This is a genomic window from Arthrobacter sp. D3-16 (assembly GCF_054408515.1).
In genome coordinates this window covers 2,091,359-2,107,694 of record NZ_CP096437.1, presented here as the reverse complement: position 1 = coordinate 2,107,694, position 16,336 = coordinate 2,091,359, and the positions used below count along the sequence as shown (strand labels likewise).

18 protein-coding genes and 1 tRNA gene are annotated in these 16,336 nt (G+C 64.2%); 12 read left to right on the top strand and 7 right to left on the bottom strand.

The window, feature by feature from the left end; genetic code table 11:
• Both M1D32_RS10120 and M1D32_RS10115 read left to right on the top strand, forming a co-directional pair.
• Complete coding sequence (locus M1D32_RS10120; protein WP_458782053.1) at positions 1 to 1,341, top strand: 3-oxoacyl-ACP reductase; 1,341 nt, start codon at positions 1 to 3, stop codon at positions 1,339 to 1,341.
• A complete protein-coding gene (locus tag M1D32_RS10115) occupies positions 1,338 to 2,249 on the top strand; it encodes a MaoC family dehydratase (RefSeq protein WP_458782052.1) in 912 nt (303 codons plus the stop codon). The genes M1D32_RS10120 and M1D32_RS10115 overlap by 4 nt, the downstream gene beginning before the upstream one ends.
• Here M1D32_RS10115 and M1D32_RS10110 read toward each other — a convergent pair.
• The 4 genes from M1D32_RS10110 to M1D32_RS10095 all read right to left on the bottom strand — a co-directional run bounded on the left by M1D32_RS10110 (position 2,246) and on the right by M1D32_RS10095 (position 6,446).
• Positions 2,246 to 3,325, bottom strand: coding sequence for an FUSC family protein (locus M1D32_RS10110; protein ID WP_458782158.1), 1,080 nt, complete (start codon positions 3,323 to 3,325; stop codon positions 2,246 to 2,248). The two genes, M1D32_RS10115 and M1D32_RS10110, sit on opposite strands and share 4 nt — an antisense overlap.
• Positions 3,326 to 3,470: 145 nt before the next feature.
• Positions 3,471 to 4,580 carry a serine hydrolase domain-containing protein gene (locus M1D32_RS10105; RefSeq protein ID WP_458782051.1) on the bottom strand — a complete coding sequence of 370 codons (1,110 nt, stop codon included), beginning with the start codon at positions 4,578 to 4,580 and terminating at the stop codon, positions 3,471 to 3,473.
• A gap of 30 nt (positions 4,581 to 4,610) precedes the next feature.
• Positions 4,611 to 5,702 (bottom strand): glutathione S-transferase family protein, encoded by a 1,092-nt coding sequence (locus M1D32_RS10100; RefSeq protein WP_458782050.1) that lies wholly within the window; start codon positions 5,700 to 5,702, stop codon positions 4,611 to 4,613.
• Positions 5,703 to 5,711: 9 nt separating this feature from the next.
• Positions 5,712 to 6,446 carry a M50 family metallopeptidase gene (locus tag M1D32_RS10095; protein ID WP_458782157.1) on the bottom strand — a complete coding sequence of 245 codons (735 nt, stop codon included), beginning with the start codon at positions 6,444 to 6,446 and terminating at the stop codon, positions 5,712 to 5,714.
• Between the two features lie 137 nt (positions 6,447 to 6,583).
• Between M1D32_RS10095 and M1D32_RS10090 the strand changes: the two genes are divergently transcribed.
• On the top strand, positions 6,584 to 7,048 hold the full coding sequence (locus M1D32_RS10090; protein WP_458782049.1) for a GatB/YqeY domain-containing protein: 465 nt from the start codon (positions 6,584 to 6,586) through the stop codon (positions 7,046 to 7,048).
• 85 nt (positions 7,049 to 7,133) lie between these two features.
• Here M1D32_RS10090 and M1D32_RS10085 read toward each other — a convergent pair whose 3' ends face one another.
• Complete coding sequence (locus tag M1D32_RS10085) at positions 7,134 to 7,436, bottom strand: DUF4193 domain-containing protein (RefSeq protein WP_066275770.1); 303 nt, start codon at positions 7,434 to 7,436, stop codon at positions 7,134 to 7,136.
• A 207-nt stretch (positions 7,437 to 7,643) separates the two neighbouring features.
• Between M1D32_RS10085 and M1D32_RS10080 the strand changes: the two genes are divergently transcribed.
• The 3 genes from M1D32_RS10080 to M1D32_RS10070 all read left to right on the top strand — a co-directional run bounded on the left by M1D32_RS10080 (position 7,644) and on the right by M1D32_RS10070 (position 10,041).
• On the top strand, positions 7,644 to 8,786 hold the full coding sequence (locus tag M1D32_RS10080) for a glycosyltransferase family 9 protein (RefSeq protein WP_458782048.1): 1,143 nt from the start codon (positions 7,644 to 7,646) through the stop codon (positions 8,784 to 8,786).
• Positions 8,783 to 9,754, top strand: a complete 972-nt coding sequence (locus M1D32_RS10075) for a glycosyltransferase family 9 protein (RefSeq protein ID WP_458782047.1) — start codon at positions 8,783 to 8,785, stop codon at positions 9,752 to 9,754. Before M1D32_RS10080 ends, M1D32_RS10075 begins: the two co-directional genes overlap by 4 nt.
• A 71-nt stretch (positions 9,755 to 9,825) precedes the next feature.
• Positions 9,826 to 10,041 (top strand): hypothetical protein, encoded by a 216-nt coding sequence (locus tag M1D32_RS10070; RefSeq protein WP_458782046.1) that lies wholly within the window; start codon positions 9,826 to 9,828, stop codon positions 10,039 to 10,041.
• Positions 10,042 to 10,072: 31 nt separating this feature from the next.
• On the opposite strand, the gene M1D32_RS10065 is transcribed toward M1D32_RS10070, so the two are convergent.
• Complete coding sequence (locus tag M1D32_RS10065; protein WP_458782045.1) at positions 10,073 to 10,771, bottom strand: SGNH/GDSL hydrolase family protein; 699 nt, start codon at positions 10,769 to 10,771, stop codon at positions 10,073 to 10,075.
• A gap of 286 nt (positions 10,772 to 11,057) precedes the next feature.
• On the opposite strand from M1D32_RS10065, the gene srmL reads away from it, so the two are divergent.
• From srmL to M1D32_RS10040, 5 genes are all read left to right on the top strand, one after another.
• Positions 11,058 to 12,200 carry a PheS-related mystery ligase SrmL gene (srmL, locus tag M1D32_RS10060; protein ID WP_458782044.1) on the top strand — a complete coding sequence of 381 codons (1,143 nt, stop codon included), beginning with the start codon at positions 11,058 to 11,060 and terminating at the stop codon, positions 12,198 to 12,200.
• A gap of 38 nt (positions 12,201 to 12,238) precedes the next feature.
• The gene (locus M1D32_RS10055) at positions 12,239 to 12,760 is read left to right on the top strand and encodes a GNAT family N-acetyltransferase (protein WP_458782043.1); all 522 of its coding nucleotides are present in this window, start codon (positions 12,239 to 12,241) and stop codon (positions 12,758 to 12,760) included.
• Positions 12,761 to 12,917: 157 nt separating this feature from the next.
• Positions 12,918 to 13,256 carry a hypothetical protein gene (locus tag M1D32_RS10050; RefSeq protein WP_458782042.1) on the top strand — a complete coding sequence of 113 codons (339 nt, stop codon included), beginning with the start codon at positions 12,918 to 12,920 and terminating at the stop codon, positions 13,254 to 13,256.
• A 316-nt stretch (positions 13,257 to 13,572) separates the two neighbouring features.
• Positions 13,573 to 13,989, top strand: coding sequence for a CBS domain-containing protein (locus M1D32_RS10045; RefSeq protein ID WP_163163707.1), 417 nt, complete (start codon positions 13,573 to 13,575; stop codon positions 13,987 to 13,989).
• A gap of 341 nt (positions 13,990 to 14,330) precedes the next feature.
• Complete coding sequence (locus M1D32_RS10040; protein ID WP_458782041.1) at positions 14,331 to 14,696, top strand: hypothetical protein; 366 nt, start codon at positions 14,331 to 14,333, stop codon at positions 14,694 to 14,696.
• Positions 14,697 to 14,770: 74 nt separating this feature from the next.
• On the opposite strand, the gene M1D32_RS10035 is transcribed toward M1D32_RS10040, so the two are convergent.
• Positions 14,771 to 14,853: transfer RNA gene (locus M1D32_RS10035), tRNA-Leu, on the bottom strand.
• 169 nt (positions 14,854 to 15,022) lie between these two features.
• Between M1D32_RS10035 and M1D32_RS10030 the strand changes: the two genes are divergently transcribed.
• Complete coding sequence (locus M1D32_RS10030; RefSeq protein ID WP_458782040.1) at positions 15,023 to 16,327, top strand: M20/M25/M40 family metallo-hydrolase; 1,305 nt, start codon at positions 15,023 to 15,025, stop codon at positions 16,325 to 16,327.
• The last annotated feature ends 9 nt before the right edge of the window (positions 16,328 to 16,336 follow it).

Genomic DNA, 16,336 nt, shown 5'->3' with positions numbered 1-16,336 from the left:
ATGACAGACAAGTACGCACAACTGGTAAACCAAGGCCTGGGCAGGAACGTGGCCAGGAAGCTCGGGCTGCCCCAGCCGGCAGTGCTGCGCCGGTACGAGCCGGGACAGCCCTTGATTACCGGACCAGTCCTGGTGCAGGGCGCCACTGCCGGTGCCGACAGGCTGGCCACTGAACTGCTTTCCTGGGATCTTGACGTCAGGCGGCACGCGGTTCCACGCGAGAAGCTTGGTGCCATCATCCTGGTGCTGGACGACGTGGCGGAGCCCGAAGACCTCGGGAAGCCTATCCTCTCCGCTGCAGCCTCCCTGCGCGACCTCACCCCGGGCGGCCGTGTTGTCACGGTGTCCCGGCCTGCCTCGGACGCGACCTCGCCGGCGGCAGCAGCCGCACGCCAGGGGGTTGACGGGTTCCTGCGCTCCCTGGCCAAGGAACTGGGTGCTGGGGCCACCGGCAACGGTATCCTCCTGGCACCGGACGTGCAGCCGACGAGCCCAAGCGCGCTGGCGGCAGTCCGGTTCTTCCTCTCCGGCCGCTCCGCTTTCGTGGACGGCCAGTTCGTCACGGTGTCCACAACGGCCGGAGAACTTCCCCCGGACTCTGAGAAGCCCCTGGCCGGGAGGGTCGCCGTCGTCACCGGAGCAGCCCGCGGCATCGGTGCGGCCATAGCCCGGACACTCCACAGGGACGGCGCCACTTTGGTGCTGGTGGACATCCCTGCGGCGGGAGACCAGCTCGCTGCGGTGGCCAATGAGGTGCGGGGGACAGCCCTCCAGCTGGACATCAGCAGGGAGGATGCGGGGCAACGGATCCTCGAGCACACCGCCCAGCGGCACGGGCGCCTGGACATCATGATCCACAACGCCGGCATCACCAGGGACAAGCTCCTGGCCAACATGGATGAGGCCCGCTGGAATTCGGTGATCAACATCAACATTGCTGCCCAGCTCCGGATCAACGAGGCCCTCCTCGCGTCAGAGCACTTCCGCAGTTCTCCCCGGATTGTCTCCGTCGCGTCCACCAGCGGCATCGCAGGCAATCGCGGGCAGACGAACTACGCGGCGTCCAAGGGTGGAGTCATGGGCATGGTCCGGGCGACAGCTCCGCTTCTTGCAGCGCAAGGCGGCAGCATCAACGCCGTCGCGCCGGGGTTCATCGAAACCGAGATGACAGCCCGGATACCATTTGCACTACGGGAGATGGGCCGGCGCCTGAACTCACTGCAGCAGGGTGGCCAGCCATCAGACGTCGCAGAGACCATCGCCTTCCTGGCCAGCGACGCGGCAGGTGGTATCAACGGCGAGGTACTCCGGGTCTGCGGCCAGAACCTGGTGGGGGCATGACGCCTGTACAGCCGCTCATCCTGGGCGAAATGCCGTCGCTTTCCAAGCTCTACGTCAATGCTGCCGCCCAGGCAGCCCGGCGCCGGCTGCTGGGGACGCATGACGGATCAGTCCTTCCGGCCGAAAGCCACGAAGTCCGCGGCGTCACGGTGGACGTCGGGAACCTTACGGCCTACCAGCACCTCATTGGCGAAACCGCCAGCGATGTCCTGCCCGCAGGATTCATCCATGCCCTTGCGTTTCCGCTCGCCATGAGCGTTATGAACCGGGACGATTTTCCCTTGCCGCTGCTCGGGATGATCCACCTGCGCAATTTTGTGGAACACAGGTCGCCGCTCCTCTTCACGGATACCTTGGTCATCGCCGCCCACGTAGAGAACCTTCGCGGTCACCGATCGGGGACACAGGTGGACCTAGTGGTCGAGGTCCGCAAGGCCCCGGCTGAGGACATCTCTTGGCGGGGGGTCTCCACCTATCTGGCCAAGGGTGTTTTCCTGCCGGGAATCGACAAACCAACAGTCGCCCCGGCACGGCCGGAGTTCTCAGCGCCTGATCCGACCGCGCTTTGGCAGCTCGGTGTGGACACCGGCAGGGCCTACGCGGCTGTGTCCGGCGATTTCAACCCGATCCACCTCAGCGTGCTGTCCGCCAAGGCACTGGGCATGCGCCGCTCCATCGCGCACGGCATGTACCTGGCGGCTCGGGCACTCGCCGACGTCGGTGCGGTCCGCGGGGATTCCTTCACCTGGGAAGTCGACTTTGAGGCGCCGGTTTTCCTTCCCTGCCGGGTCGCCCTGGACATCAGTACGGTCCAGGGCGCGGCAGGAGCTTGGGAGCGTTCCGATTTCGTCGCGTGGAACCCCCGCTCCGGCCGCCGTCACTTCAGTGGTTCAGTCGCCGCCCTCTAGGGTTCCTGCCGGGGCGGTGCCCCCGAACCACTAGAGTGGACGGCGCGCAGGATCCGGTGAAGGCTCAGGAGGATGGATTCGGACGCCGGAACCGCGCCTTCGTCCAGCTCCCGGGTGGCGGTGGCTGCCAAGCAGGCTTCCACCGCCGCCTGGGCGGCCCGGTAAAGATCCTCCTGCTGTTGTGGGTCTTCAGTGCTGAATGAGCGCAGCAATTCGCCGGTGGCGGTGATGGCCTCAGCAAGCGGACCACTGTCATCCAACGGGACGGTGTACGGCACATCGCTTTCCCAGATGACGTCCGAGAGCACCTCCGTCATGTCCTGGATGTGGAAGGTCACCCTCTCCAGCTGGCGAAGATTCCGGTAGTCGCGGTCCATGTCCCGCGGGTGGAGTTTGCGGCGGGGGTTGGCGCGCCGGCTGGCGTCGGCTTCCTTGACGAGGTGCCGTACCGTGCGGGCTGCTGATGCCAGCTCATCCGAGCGGCTGGACCACTCCTCGTGCTCTGGCGGCCACTCTTCCTTCAGCGCTGCGCCCATGTCCGTCAGTTGCCTGCCCAAGGCAAGGCGGAGGTCATCGAGGCTGGCCGCGGCCGCTTTCAGGTGCAGCGGAGGAAAGAACAGGAAGTTCACCGCAATGCCCACCGCAACGCCGGCGCCCATTTGCACAAGGTAGCCAAAGGAGAAGTCGTCCGCGTTGTTGCCTCCCACGAGGAGCACCAGCAGCGCCGCCGTCGGAATCCAATCACTGCCCGAGCCTATTCCCGGTAACCCGCCCAGCAGCACTCCGATGCCCATGAACAAAGCCACCGTCAGGGGCGACGGATCGGCGATGTTCACCAGGATGACCGCGAGGCCTATTCCCACAGCGAGCCCGGCGAGGGCTTGGAAGCCTTGCCGGACCGAACCCGCCACGTTGTGGTACATCGCCACCAGCGCACCCAGCGGCGCGTAGTAGGGATAGTTTGCGGCCGCACCGGGCATAAGCGGGGCGATGAGGAATGCCAAGCCTGCGGCCAGGGCGGCTTTGGCCGCCAACTGCAGGCGTTGTGCAGCGAACGCCGCGGACAGTCCTTCCACTGCCTGCTTCAGAAACTGGGTCCCCCTGGCCCACCGGACTGCCGGACGTGCTTGAGATTTGCCCATCCGATCCACCCTAGGGGCCTATGTTGCAGGGAACAAAGCCGCTGGTCAGGAAGGCGGGCAAGAGCGTCGTGCGGGACTTTCAGGACAAAGCCGCCGCCGAACGGCGCACGGCCGCAGCCAATTGGTGGGCCTTCCCAGGGGTCCGGCCGTCCTCCGCCCGGCGCGGGATGTAGCCGAAGGCCAGGCCGTAGGCGGGGTCCGCGAACCCGAGGGCAGCGTTGGCGCCTTCATGGCCGAAGGCACGGTGGCTCCCGAAGTTCCGGGAGGGATGCGGCTTCATAAACACCACAGCAAAAGCGTTGTCCAGGCCGGAAGAACGGTCCAGGCCCCATACCTGTTCCTGGGACATCAGCTCCACCGTCCGAGGAGCCAGGAAACCTTTTCCACCGTTGATTCCGGTGGTGGCTGCAGCATAAAGCCGGGCCAGGCCATCAGCGGAGCCCACTCCGCCGGCCGCCGACATGCCTGCCCGCCGGACAGTGCGGACGTTGGGAAGCTCCATGATGGTGCTGACGGCTGCGTTGCTGTTCAGCCCGTCCAGGCTGAGCGGATCGACCCAGGGCTGTCCCGGATCTATGGTGTACAGGACCTCCCGGTAGCGGGGCTCCAACTCCTCCGGCAGGCCCAGGAAGAAGTCGATGTCCAGTGGTGTCCGGATCCGGCGGTCATAGATACTCTGCAGCGATTCGCCTGCCGTGCGGCGGCACAGCTCCTCCATGATGATCCCGATGGTCAGGGCGTGGTAGCCGAACTGGCGGCCGGGCTGCCAGGACGGCCGGGCTGAGGCGAGGCGGGCGGCAGCACCAGGGGTGGTGAACTCGTCCAGGCCGAAACCGCCCTCCACTCCCATAATGCCGGCCTGGTGGGACAACGCCTCCCGCACCAGCAGCTGGTCCTTGCCGTGGACTGCAAACTCCGGCCAGTAGTGGGCAACCCTGGCGTCGAGGTCCAGCAGTCCGTCCTGGACCAGGAGCGCGACCACCATGGCTGCCACTCCCTTGGAGCAGGAGTACGCGCCGGTTACCGTACCTTCGTCCATCTCCGGTCCACCGGTGAGTCCCACCACCTGCCTCCCGTGATGGTAGGCGGCGAGCTGCGCACTGTACTGCGGGTCCTCAGCCAGGAATGATTCGAAGAGCTCCAGGACATTTTCGTAGCCGGCTGCTACATGGCATTGGGTTGTCTGCATCCCGCCAGTTTAGCCAGAAAGCGGTTTCCTTCAGGAGTGCGCTCCGTGTCCCGGCGCAACTTCTTCGCCGGCCTTCACGGGCCCCGGCGGGGTTCCGTCCCCGAAGGGCCGGCCGCCCAGGGACTCACGCCCGTGGGCCTCAAGCCAGCCACCCAGTGCCGGGCCGGCAGGGACGATTCCGGTGGGATTGATGTCCTCATGCACGATGTAGTAGTGCTGTTTGATCTGCACAAAGTCGGTGGTGTCGCCGAAACCGGGAGTCTGGAAGAGGTCGCGTGCGTAGCCCCAGAGGGCCGGCATCTCGCTTAGTTTCTGGCGGTTGCATTTGAAATGGCCGTGGTAGACGGCATCGAAGCGCGCCAGGGTGGTAAAAAGCCTCACGTCCGCTTCCGTGATGGTATCGCCCACCAGGTACCGCTGCCGGGAAAGTCGGTTTTCCAGCCAGTCCATCGCTGCCCACAGCCTGGCATAGGCGGCGTCGTACGCCTCCTGGGACCCCGCGAAGCCACAGCGGTAAACCCCGTTGTTGACTTCGGTGAACACCCGCTTATTGACCTCGTCGATCTCCTCCCGAAGATGCTCGGGGTACAGCTGGGGTGCGCCGGGCCTGTGGAACCTTGTCCATTCCGTTGAGAAGTCGAGTGTGATCTGCGGAAAGTTGTTCGTGACGACGCCGCCGGTGGCTAGGTCAACAATCGCCGGTACGGTGATGCCCCGCGGGTAGTCGGGGAAGCGCTTGAAGTAGGCCTCCTGCAGGCGCTCGATGCCCAGGACCGGGTCAACGCCGTCGGGATCCAGGTCGAAGGTCCACGATCGGGCGTCATGCGTGGGGCCGGGCTGCCCGAGGGAAATGGCATCCTCCAACCCCAGCAGCCGCCGGACGATAACCGCCCGGTTGGCCCAGGGGCACGCCCTGGCGGCAATGAGGCGGTATCGCCCCGATTCCACCGGCCACCCGGGCTCCCCGTTAGCCCCGGGCCTGCCGTCAGAGGTAATCCGGTCCTCGATGTAGTTGGTGTCGCGGTTGAATTCCGCGCCACCCGTTACGTAGGCGCCGCGCGTGCTGTGCTCTGCGGTACCGCCGGTTTCCACCTGCTGGGTGCTTTCCGTTTCCTGGCTCATAAAACCACCCTAAACGTCCGCTGGCAGGACCGCAGAGATAGGCAGCCAGGCGACCAGCCAGGAACCGGTCACGAGGACCGTAAACAGGAGGATCCACACAACGGAAGGAATCGCCGTCGCACGGTAAAGGAGGTACGCGTCAGAAGTGGCAAGCCGGTCCCTCCGCCGCAGGTGCACATGCGTGAGCTTGATGAGGTCCCGCACAGCGCCCACCAGCAGTACCAGGCCCAGGATGACGGACACGTGGCCCACGAAGCCGGCCGGCACCAGGAGAATCAGGGCGACATTGCCGCCCATTGCAGCAAGGGTAATGAGGAATCCCGCCGGGTTGCGGAGGAAGAGCAGTGTGCCTGCAAGGGCCACCGTGCTGACGGCCAAGGCGGCAGGACCCCACCCGTTGAAGCCGCACCACACGAACCCGGCGCCGACGATGGCAGGGACGGGATATCCCCAGAAGCAGGACCACACGGTGGCAAGTTTGCTCCGGCTGTACGTGGTGGTGGTGCCCGAATGGTCTAGCCGGAGCCGTATGCCTGACAGCCGCTGGCCGCTCGTGACGGCTGCGAAGGCATGTCCCAGCTCGTGGGTGGCGGTTGCAAGCAGGCCCACGAACTTCCAGGACTGGCGCGGGACTGACAAGGCAGTCACGATACATACCACCAGCACCAGCTCAGTGAACGTGATGACGGGAAGATCGGTGCGGCTGAAGGCACCGCTGAACGTGCTCCAGGGGTCCTCGGGCAGGTTCACCGAATGCTTCCCGGAGATGAGTGGTCATTTTCCGTCATAAGCACCTACGGTACTAGGGATGGGTGGAGGGTGCCGCGGCGCCCTGTGGCGCTCCTTCCCAATGACAGAAAAAACACAGGAACAGAGGAAACGTGTCATCTTTGAAGGAACGGCTGCAGGCCGACGTCGTCATCCATATGAAGGAGCGCAATAAGACTGCGCTGACCACTGTCCGGAACGTCCTGGGCGAGATTGAGACCCGTGAGAAGTCGGGTAAGACACCCGTGCAGCTCGATGACGCGCAGGTGACGTCCCTGCTTCAAAAGGAAGCCGCAAAGCGCCGGGATACGGCGGGCATCTACGCGGAAGCGGGACAGCCGGACCGGGCGGCAGCGGAAATTGCTGAAGCGGAAGTGATCGAGTCTTACCTGCCGAAGCCCCTGTCCCTGCAGGAGGTGGAGGCGATGGTGGACGAGGTCATCGCCGGGCTCCGCGCCGAGGGGCGCGAACTGACGCCACGGCAGATGGGTGAAGTGATGAAGCCGGTGACTGCGAAAGTTGCAGGCCGCTTCGACGGCAAGGAAGTCAGCGAGCTGGTGCGCCGGAAGCTCGCTTAAAGCGGAAAGGCACGTCCACCAAAATGGCGGGCGTGCCTTTGCTCAGTTTGGGGGCGGCAGAAACCGCCCCGCCTGAGTTCCTGATTTAGCCTTCGCACTCCGTGCAGTAGCTGTGGCCGTCCTTCTGGCGCGCAATCTGCGAGCGGTGGCGGACCAGGAAACAGGAGTAGCAGGTAAATTCGTCCTCGGCCTGCGGGATGACCTGCACCACGAGCTCTTCAGCGACAAACTCGCCGCCGGGTACGCCCGCGCCGTCGAGGCCGTCAGCTTCGTCCAGCTCCAGGACAACGCTGCGCGCGTCGGGAGCGTTGGCTGACTGGAGCTGCTCGAGAGAGTTGTCCTGCGATTCTTTGACGTCGGAACGCAGTTCGTCGTAATCGGTTGCCACTTTAGGTGCTTCTCTTTTCTTTGGTTCGTCTGTCGCGTATGAAACGTACAGCATCATCCGGGTATTCCCCAATAGCCGGTATATTGACCGGCGGTGGGGTAGAGGGTTTAAGGAGGCGGCCTCAAGGTTCATCACCCTACTGTGGCTGTACGGGCAGGGGAGGTCGCAGCGAACGCTGCGGTCTCCGCACTATCTGAAGGGGTATATGTGGAGCAGCTCACTGCAGAATTCGGGGGCGCCGGGCGAACCGGCACGGGCGTTGGTCCGGTTCTCGCAAAGTTTGAGTCGGTATCAAGGATAGTCGTTTTGCGCGGCGGGGGCCTCGGCGACCTCATTTTCGCTATTCCCGCCATTGCCGCATTGAAAGCGGCTTACCCCCAGGCCTCCATAACCCTCCTCGGCACTCCGGCGCACAAGGCTTTGATCGCCGCGACGAAGAGCCCGGTGGACGAAGTTCAGGTCCTGCCCTTTTCCGAAGGTGTGCGGCCCGGGGACGAGGACGAGGATGAGCTGGAGCGGTTTTTCGAGGAGATGCGGGCACGCCGCTTTGATTTAGCTGTTCAGGTTCACGGCGGTGGGCGGTATTCCAATCCCTTCCTGCTCCGGCTCGGCGCCCGTCACACGGTGGGCACGCGGACGCCTGACGCCGCAAGCCTGGAGCGTACGGTGCCCTACCTTTATTACCAGCATGAACCCCTGAGGGCACTGGAGGTGGCCGGGTTCGCGGGTGCGTTCCCTGTTGATCTCGAGGCGCGGTTGGCTCCGGCGGAGGGACTGTGCCCCTCTGCCGAAGCGGCCGACGACGACGGCCAGCCTTTGGTGGTGATGCATCCCGGCGCTACCGATCCCCGGCGTCGTTGGCCGGCTGAGCGGTTCGCTGAACTTGCCGTTGCCTGCGCCGGGGACGGCTTCCAGGTGGTCATAGTGGGCGATGAGAGCGAGAAGGCACTTGCCGGGCGGATCGTCGAACTGGCAGCCTCGGGCCAGGTACGCTCGGTGGCCGGTGAACTGGACATGGCAGGCTTGGTAGCAGTGCTGGCCCGTGCGGCGGTGGTCGTCGGAAATGACAGCGGCCCGCGCCACCTCGCCCAGGCTCTGGGGGTTCCGACTGTCGGTATCTTCTGGGCCGGCAACGTCATCAATGCCGGAGCGCTGGGCCGGAGCCTTCACCGGATCCACGCTTCCTGGGTGACCGCCTGCCCCACCTGCGGCATAGATGTTACCCAAGTGGGCTGGACCGCCCCGCGCTGCTCCCACGACGATTCGGTGGTGGCCGGCGTTGAGGCGCGCGACGTCCACGAGGACGTCCGCAGCCTGGCGGCCACTGAACTCACCAGGCAGCAGGCATGAGCGGGACGGAAAGTGCTGCAGTGCGGGAAGCCAAGGAGCCGCATGACGGAAAACCCGAGCTACTGGTCCTCCGGGCGTTGAAGCTTGGGGACCTGCTGGTCGCAGTGCCGGCCCTGAAGGCGCTCCGGCGTGAGTTCCCGGAGCACCGGCTGAGGTACGCGGCACAAGGCTGGCTTTCTGAGGCGCTCGGGCTCGTGGGCGGCTATGAACTCCTGCCCACCCACGGCCTGGACGAGCCGCTGGCCATGGAACCCGGCGTTGTGGACGTGGCAGTGAACCTGCACGGCAGCGGACCGGAAAGCCAGGGCAGGATTGAAGCGCTGCAGGCCCGGCACACCATAGGCCACCGGAGCCAGTACCGGGACGGGCCGCCGTGGCGGTCCGAGCTGCACGAGAGGGAACGCTGGGTCAACCTCCTGGCATGGCACGGCATCGAAGCCGACCCCCTGGACATACATTTGAATACTCCGCATGTACCGAGCCCCGTGCCGGGCGCCACCGTCCTGCATGTGGGGGCAGCCTACGGCAGCCGCCTTTGGCCCGCCGAGCGGTTCGCGGCCGTGGCCGCCGCGCTTGACGCCGCTGGCCACAACGTTGTCTTCACCGGTGGCAGCGGCGAAAGGGACCGGGCCCTGGACGTTTGCCTCCGGTCAGGGCTTGCGGAGGATGCAGTGCTGGCGGGACGGCTTGGCCTGGCCGAGTTCGCCGCGACCATTTCCGCGGCCCGCCTGGTGGTCTCCGCCGATACGGGGGCTGCGCACCTGGCTTCCGCCTACGGAACGCCATCTGTGGTGTTGTTCGGACCCGCTCCGCCCGAGATCTGGGGCCCGCCGCCGGGTCCGCACGTCGTCCTGACCCGCGCCGAGCTGCGGCGGGGGGATACCTTCGCGGCCCAGCCGGATCCGGCATTGTTGGCAGTTACCGTGCAGGATGTTCTCGCTGCAGTCCGGGGGCTCGGGGTGCTCTAGGGCAGGCTGAGCCCGTCGGCCGGGGCCGGCCAGGGCTCCTGCCGGACGCCGGAAAGTCCTAAAATGTTGCCATGGGCACGGAGATCGAAATTGCCTTGGTTTTGATGATGGCGTTCCTGTGGGTCGTCGGCACTTTCGCCCTTTTGTCCGGGATTGACCGACTGGAGCGGAAGGCCCGGCGCCAGGAGCGCAGGGCCGACCGGGAGCGGCAACGCCGCGTCCAGTACCGTCCGGTTGCGCCCGGCTCCCGGCTGATGGGCCGCAGAAGGCACGCGCACACCCGTTAGCGTGCACCCAGGGGCGGATGTCATGCTCTGCTCACCCCACCCGATCTGGTGGGGGAGCAGATTCGGACCGGGCCGCACCGGCGATCACCACCGAGTGGGGGTTGGGGTGTCCGGCCCGGACCAGGGTGGCAATGGCGCGTGCAATCTTCCGGCCGCCCTGCGACGAAGGTTCAATGGGGTTGGCATAGTCCGCGTCCTCGCTGCAGATCAGGCGCAAGTCGATCACCGGTGTGCCGCTGGAAAAGGCCGCCCGCGTAATCGAATCGTTGAAGAGGGACAGTGCTGCCTTAATGATTTTCTGGTTCGGTTCCGATGGGGGAGTGTCGTAGATGGTGCATACCGCCGCGGGCAGGCCCTGTGCCAGGACGCCGGGCAGCATAGCCCGGTAGTCGGCGTCGAACCTGTCCCTTCCGGCGTCAAGCATGAGCAGGGCCTCAGCAACCGACCCGGGACGCTCCTGCAACAACGGGGCGTAGCCGAGGGCATCGTTTCCGCCAACGCTCACCACCAGGTGGGTGGCGTCCCGGGGGAGGTCGCGGAGCTGGCGGGCGACGCCAGTGATGACATCCCCGTCGATGGCCAGGAGCGAGCATTTCCAGCCCGGCAGTTCCTGGCGCAACTGGCTGATGACGTCCGGGCCGCCGTCCACGTAGGCGGCGTTGTCGAAAATGGAATCGCCCAGCAGGACCACGTGGCCCGTTTCCTGGCCTCGGCCTTTTCCTAAATCCATGCGGCTCATGGTCCACCCTTTCACGCGTTACCGCTACCTGTCAGCGGGGCAAGGTGTTGCCCTTCATGGAATCCACCGGGTACCGCAAGCGGGAGCCGGGGCCGAACTGCGGACTCCCGCTTCGCATGTCACTGCGGTATAGTCGCGCCCATGCTTTGTACGCGTCGATTTACTTGCCCCCGACCGGCTTCCGGTCGCGAGGGCTTGCAGGCGCGCGCCTAGGTCCTGGCGCTGGATTGAGTCGGGGGAGGAGACCACCGCTCAAGCCAAATTCAAGGAACCAACAATGCTTACTTACCTCAGCCCCGCTGAGCTTCATCACGCTTTGACTCTTCGGGATCTTTCCAATCCCAGCCATCAACCTCACGCGATGCAGGACCTCCTGCAAGATCTGATTCGTGCCCTCCGGGGCACATGGCAGGTGCCGGAAAGAATTGTGCGCCATAGCCCCTTGGTGAGCGTGGCGGACAACTACGATCTGTTGGGGTTCAATCGGACGGACGTGACGCGTGACCAGAAGTACTCGCGCTACGTCAGCCCCACGGTGATGCTCCGAAGCCACACCTCGGCCTCCATTCCGTCGCTCCTGCGGGCACTGGATCCCGACAGGCTTTTGGACGAACTCTGGGTCATTCCCGGCCTGGTGTACCGGCGGGATGCAATTGACAGGACCCATGTGGGCGCGCCCCACCAGGTGGACCTGTGGCGCATCAGTTCGGACAGGCGACTGGTCCCGCCGGACCTGCAGGAAATGGTCGCATCCCTGGTCCAGGCCGTACTTCCCGGGGCCCGGTGGCGGACAGTTCCGGCCGTTCACCCGTACACAACTCAGGGCCTGCAGGTTGACGTCCTGATGGCCGGGCAATGGCTCGAACTGGCGGAGTGCGGGCTGGCGGCGCCGCACCTCCTTTCGGGGGCCGGGCTGGACCCTGGACGGTGGTCAGGGCTGGCCCTCGGCATGGGCCTGGACCGTGCCCTGATGCTTCGCAAAGGAATCCCGGACATCAGGCTCCTGAGGTCGGCGGACGGGCGCATCCAACGTCAGATGCTGGACCTGTCCCCATGGAGGCCCGTCTCTGAAATGCCGCCAATCCGTAGGGACATTTCCGTTGTTGTCCCCGCGGATACCGATACCGAGTTGCTCGGCGACCGGGTGCGAACAGCACTAGGGGATGACGCCCAAGACCTGGAAAGCGTTGAACTCCTGGCCCTGACTCAGTGCGGAGAGCTTCCCGCTGCAGCCCAGGAACGGTTACGGATCCATGACGGACAGGCGAACGCCTTAATACGCCTTGTGCTGCGCCCGCTCAGTGGGACCCTGACGAATGCGCAGGCCAACCAGATTCGGGACAGGGTTTATCTCGCCTTGCACGAAGGACCGGTTAAGGAGCTCATCACACGTTGGGGCCGAGTCGGGAGCCCGGGATGAATAGGTAGAGTCTCGAAGTGACCTCATCCAGGAAAACCTTGATCGACGATATTGAGATCCGGATGTTGCGCTCCAGCGACGCCCGGAAAATGAAAGACGCCTATCTGCGGAACAGCGAGTACCTCACCCCGTGGGAGCCGGAACGCGCCGAGGATTTCTTTACCGTGGCCGGGCAGAATAAAACCATTGAAGCGCGCTTGGCCTCCTACACGGCCGGGTCTGAAGTGCCGTGGGTAATTCTTGATGGGGACCGCATTATTGGTGCCATAACGCTGACCGGAATTGTGCTCGGACCATTTTGCAGCGCCAATGTTGGTTACTGGGTAGACCACGAGTACTCCGGCAGGGGAATCGGCTCTGCTGCTCTCACCCATGTGCTGGGTTATGCCAAGCACATGATGGGGTTGCACCGCGTCCAGGCGGCAACCCTCCTGCACAACGCTGCGTCACAGAAGATTCTTCAACGTACCGGCTTCGAAATGATAGGAATGGCGCCGTCCTACCTGAAAATTGCCGGTGCGTGGCAGGACCACAACCTCTACCAGCGCATCCTCTACTAAAGGCTGAAGTGGTAGGCGTCAGTAACATTTGGTCGACACGCCGCTGGGCAGCCGGCCGGTTTAGGCTGGATCCACCACGCAGAGGTTCGCGTGACCTGGGAGCAGCGGGCAGGGTCGTAATGAGCTGGTTGGAACTGACCGCGACCGAAGGACATTGATGACAGCCTGCGAGCATACCCATGTCACGAAAGAGTTCCCGACGACGGGTGGCAGCGCCCGCACGTCCCGGCGGAAACGAAAACGGATCCGTCATCCCAAATTCACCATCGGTGAGCGTGTCCGTTTCGCTGACGGGACGTTTACCGGCACCGGCGTGGTGGATGCCGTCACAGCCGACTACGCGATCATCTGGCTCTGGACCGACGGCGGCACCGGCCGCAAAATGTTCCTCCAAGGTTCGGGAACCATCGTTAAGGCCATTGAGTCACCTGCAGAGGACACCGAGTGGTTACCGGTGCAAGCCACGCCTTCGCCGTTCTCACCCAATGGTCCGTGAGCGCGAAGTTGCCCAACGCTTTCGGTGAAGCGGGTCTGTCAGGACGAGGCACACAGATTTAGACTGGAGCATTCCGGGCGACCCCCACTGCTTCCGGTCCGCGTTGAGGGCCATCCAGCCAGGACAGGAGGAAACCTATAGAAGATCCGGGACAAGCTGATTCTCGCTGGCACCCAGGTCAGAGCAGACCTGCGGAAATTCAGGGACTTCATCGGACCAGGCGGCACAAAACCTGTCGCGGGGCGATGAAGTCCTAGGAACCCCCGGGACCGGGGAACTTCTCACGCCCGCTCGGGCGCAACCTAAGGAGAATGCCATGACCACAGCACGTGAAATTATGACCGGCGGCGTTGAATGCATCGGTGAAAATGAAACGCTGGAAGCAGCGGCGCGGAAGATGAAGGACCTGAACGTTGGCGCACTGCCGATTTGCGGTGAGGACAACCGGCTCAAGGGCATGATCACGGACCGGGACATCGTCATCAAGTGCTTCGCGGAAGGCGGCGATCCCCGTACTGCAAAGGCAGGGGATTTTGGCCAGGGCAAGCCGGTCACCATCGGTGCGGACGATTCCATCGAAGAAGCCATCAGCACAATGCAGGAGCATCAGGTGCGCCGGCTGCCGGTTATTGACGGCCATGATCTGGTGGGCATCCTTACCCAGGCAGACATCGCCCGCAACTACCCGGAGGACAGGGTCGGGGAACTCGTCGAGCTGATTTCCTTCTACTGAGGTTGACGACGCCAAGAAGCCCCGGAAAATCAGTGATTTTCCGGGGCTGTGGACCTGTGGCGTCGCTTCGGGCAGAAGACTGGTCCCGCTCGACCTGCAGGAAATGGCCCCATCCACGGTCCTTTGCAGCTCTTGACGGGAACCGCCATTGATGTGGTGTGTGGCCTGCCATCCTGAAGCTCTCCGAATTGTCCTAGTCCCCACCCGCACAATTGCGTACAATCCACAGTGTCCCTACCCGGATATACCGCGCTGTGGCATTGCTGGGGTGCAATGGCCAGGAATGACTAGCGGTCAGCGAAAGCGCCGAAACGCCCTGATCGCAGAATCAGGAGCGTGTGATGAACAAAGTTCGAAACATCACAGTCGGAGTGGCTATGGCCGTGGCCCTGGCGGGTGGCGGCGTTTATCTCGCCATGGCCGTTCCGGACGGTGCATCGACCTCCGCGGCAGTGTCTTCCACCGACCGCAAGGGGCCCCACCATGCCAACGGCATTACCGAGGAGCTTCTGACAGGTGACACTGCCGCCCGTGTCGAAGCGGCGGCGAAGGCCGCGCATCCAGGGGCCACGGTGTTCCGCGTCGAGACCGACGCTGACGGCGCTGTCTATGAGGCACATATAAGGAAAGTGGACGGAACGCATGTGACGCTGAAGTTCGACGCTTCGTTCAACATCACCGGGACTGAAGAAGGCAAGAGACGCTAAGAACCGGCTGGTCACCCGGAGAACCGACACAAAGAAGCCCCGGAAAATCAGTGATTTTCCGGGGCTTCCGTTTGTGCGCGGAGGGGGACTTGAACCCCCACCCCCTTTCGAGGACTAGCACCTCAAGCTAGCGCGTCTGCCATTCCGCCACCCGCGCAGGTGGTATTTCGGGAACCGTTTCCGCCTTTCGGCGTTTCGGGTTTCTCCGAAGCAGCGAGAAAAACTCTAACACGACTTTTCCCGAAACATCGAATCGGGCCAAGTGGGTAGGCTGAGGGCAGCAATCCAGCGCTGCAAACCCGTCATTCCCCAATGAGGAGCTCTCCATGCCTGATGTCCTGCCCGAGGATGAAGTTGTCCGTATCTGTCAGGAACTCATCCGGATTGATACTTCGAACTTTGGCGACGGATCCGGTCCGGGGGAGCGGGCTGCGGCAGAGTATGCCGCCGGCCTCATTGAGGAGGTCGGCATGGAGGCCGAAATCTTTGAGTCTGCTCCCGGGCGGGCAAACGTGGTCACCCGCATGGCAGGCGAGGACCCGTCCGCCAGCGCTCTGGTGGTGCACGGCCACCTCGACGTCGTACCGGCGCTGCGGGACCAGTGGTCGGTGGACCCGTTCGGCGCTGAACTGAAGGACGGGCTTATCTGGGGCCGCGGCGCCGTGGACATGAAGGACATGGATGCCATGATCCTGGCGGTCCTGAGGAGCTTCGCCCGCACGGGCAGGAAGCCCAAGCGGGACATCATCTTTGCCTTCTTCGCGGACGAGGAAGCCGGCGGCGCCTACGGAGCGCGTTACGCCGTGGACAAGCGCCCGGAACTCTTCGAGGGCGCCACCGAAGCCATCTCGGAGGTCGGCGGGTTCTCGGCAACCATCGGCGGGCAGCGCACCTACCTGCTGCAGACTGCCGAAAAAGGCATCTCCTGGCTGCGCCTGGTAGCCCATGGGAGGGCAGGCCATGGCTCACAGATCAACACCGACAACGCGGTAACCCGCCTCGCGGCGGCAGTGACCCGGATCGGCGAATACAAGTGGCCGATCGAACTGACGCCCACCACGAGGCAGTTCCTGGACGGTGTGACAGAACTCACCGGGGTTGAGTTCGACGCCGACAATCCCGACCTCCTGCTGAACCAACTGGGGACGGTGGCGCGGTTCGTGGGAGCAACCCTGCAGAACACCACGAATCCCACGCTCCTCAAGGGCGGCTACAAGCACAACGTCATCCCGGAATCCGCGGAGGCGCTCATCGACTGCCGCACGTTGCCCGGGCAGCAGGAGCACGTCCTGGAAATCGTCCGGGAACTGGCGGGAACAGGCGTGGACGTGAGCTACGTCCATAACGACGTGTCCCTTGAGGTGCCCTTCGCCGGCAATCTGGTGGATTCCATGATCGACGCCCTGCATTCCGAGGACCCCGGCGCGAAGGTGTTGCCGTACACATTGTCCGGCGGCACGGACAACAAGTCGCTCAGCAGGCTCGGCATCACCGGCTACGGCTTCGCGCCCCTGATGTTGCCCGATGAGCTGGACTTTACGGGGATGTTCCACGGCGTGGACGAGCGCGTTCCCGCCGACTCCCTCAAGTTCGGCGCCAGGGTGCTCAACACCCTCCTCACCAACTACTGAGCAGGATGC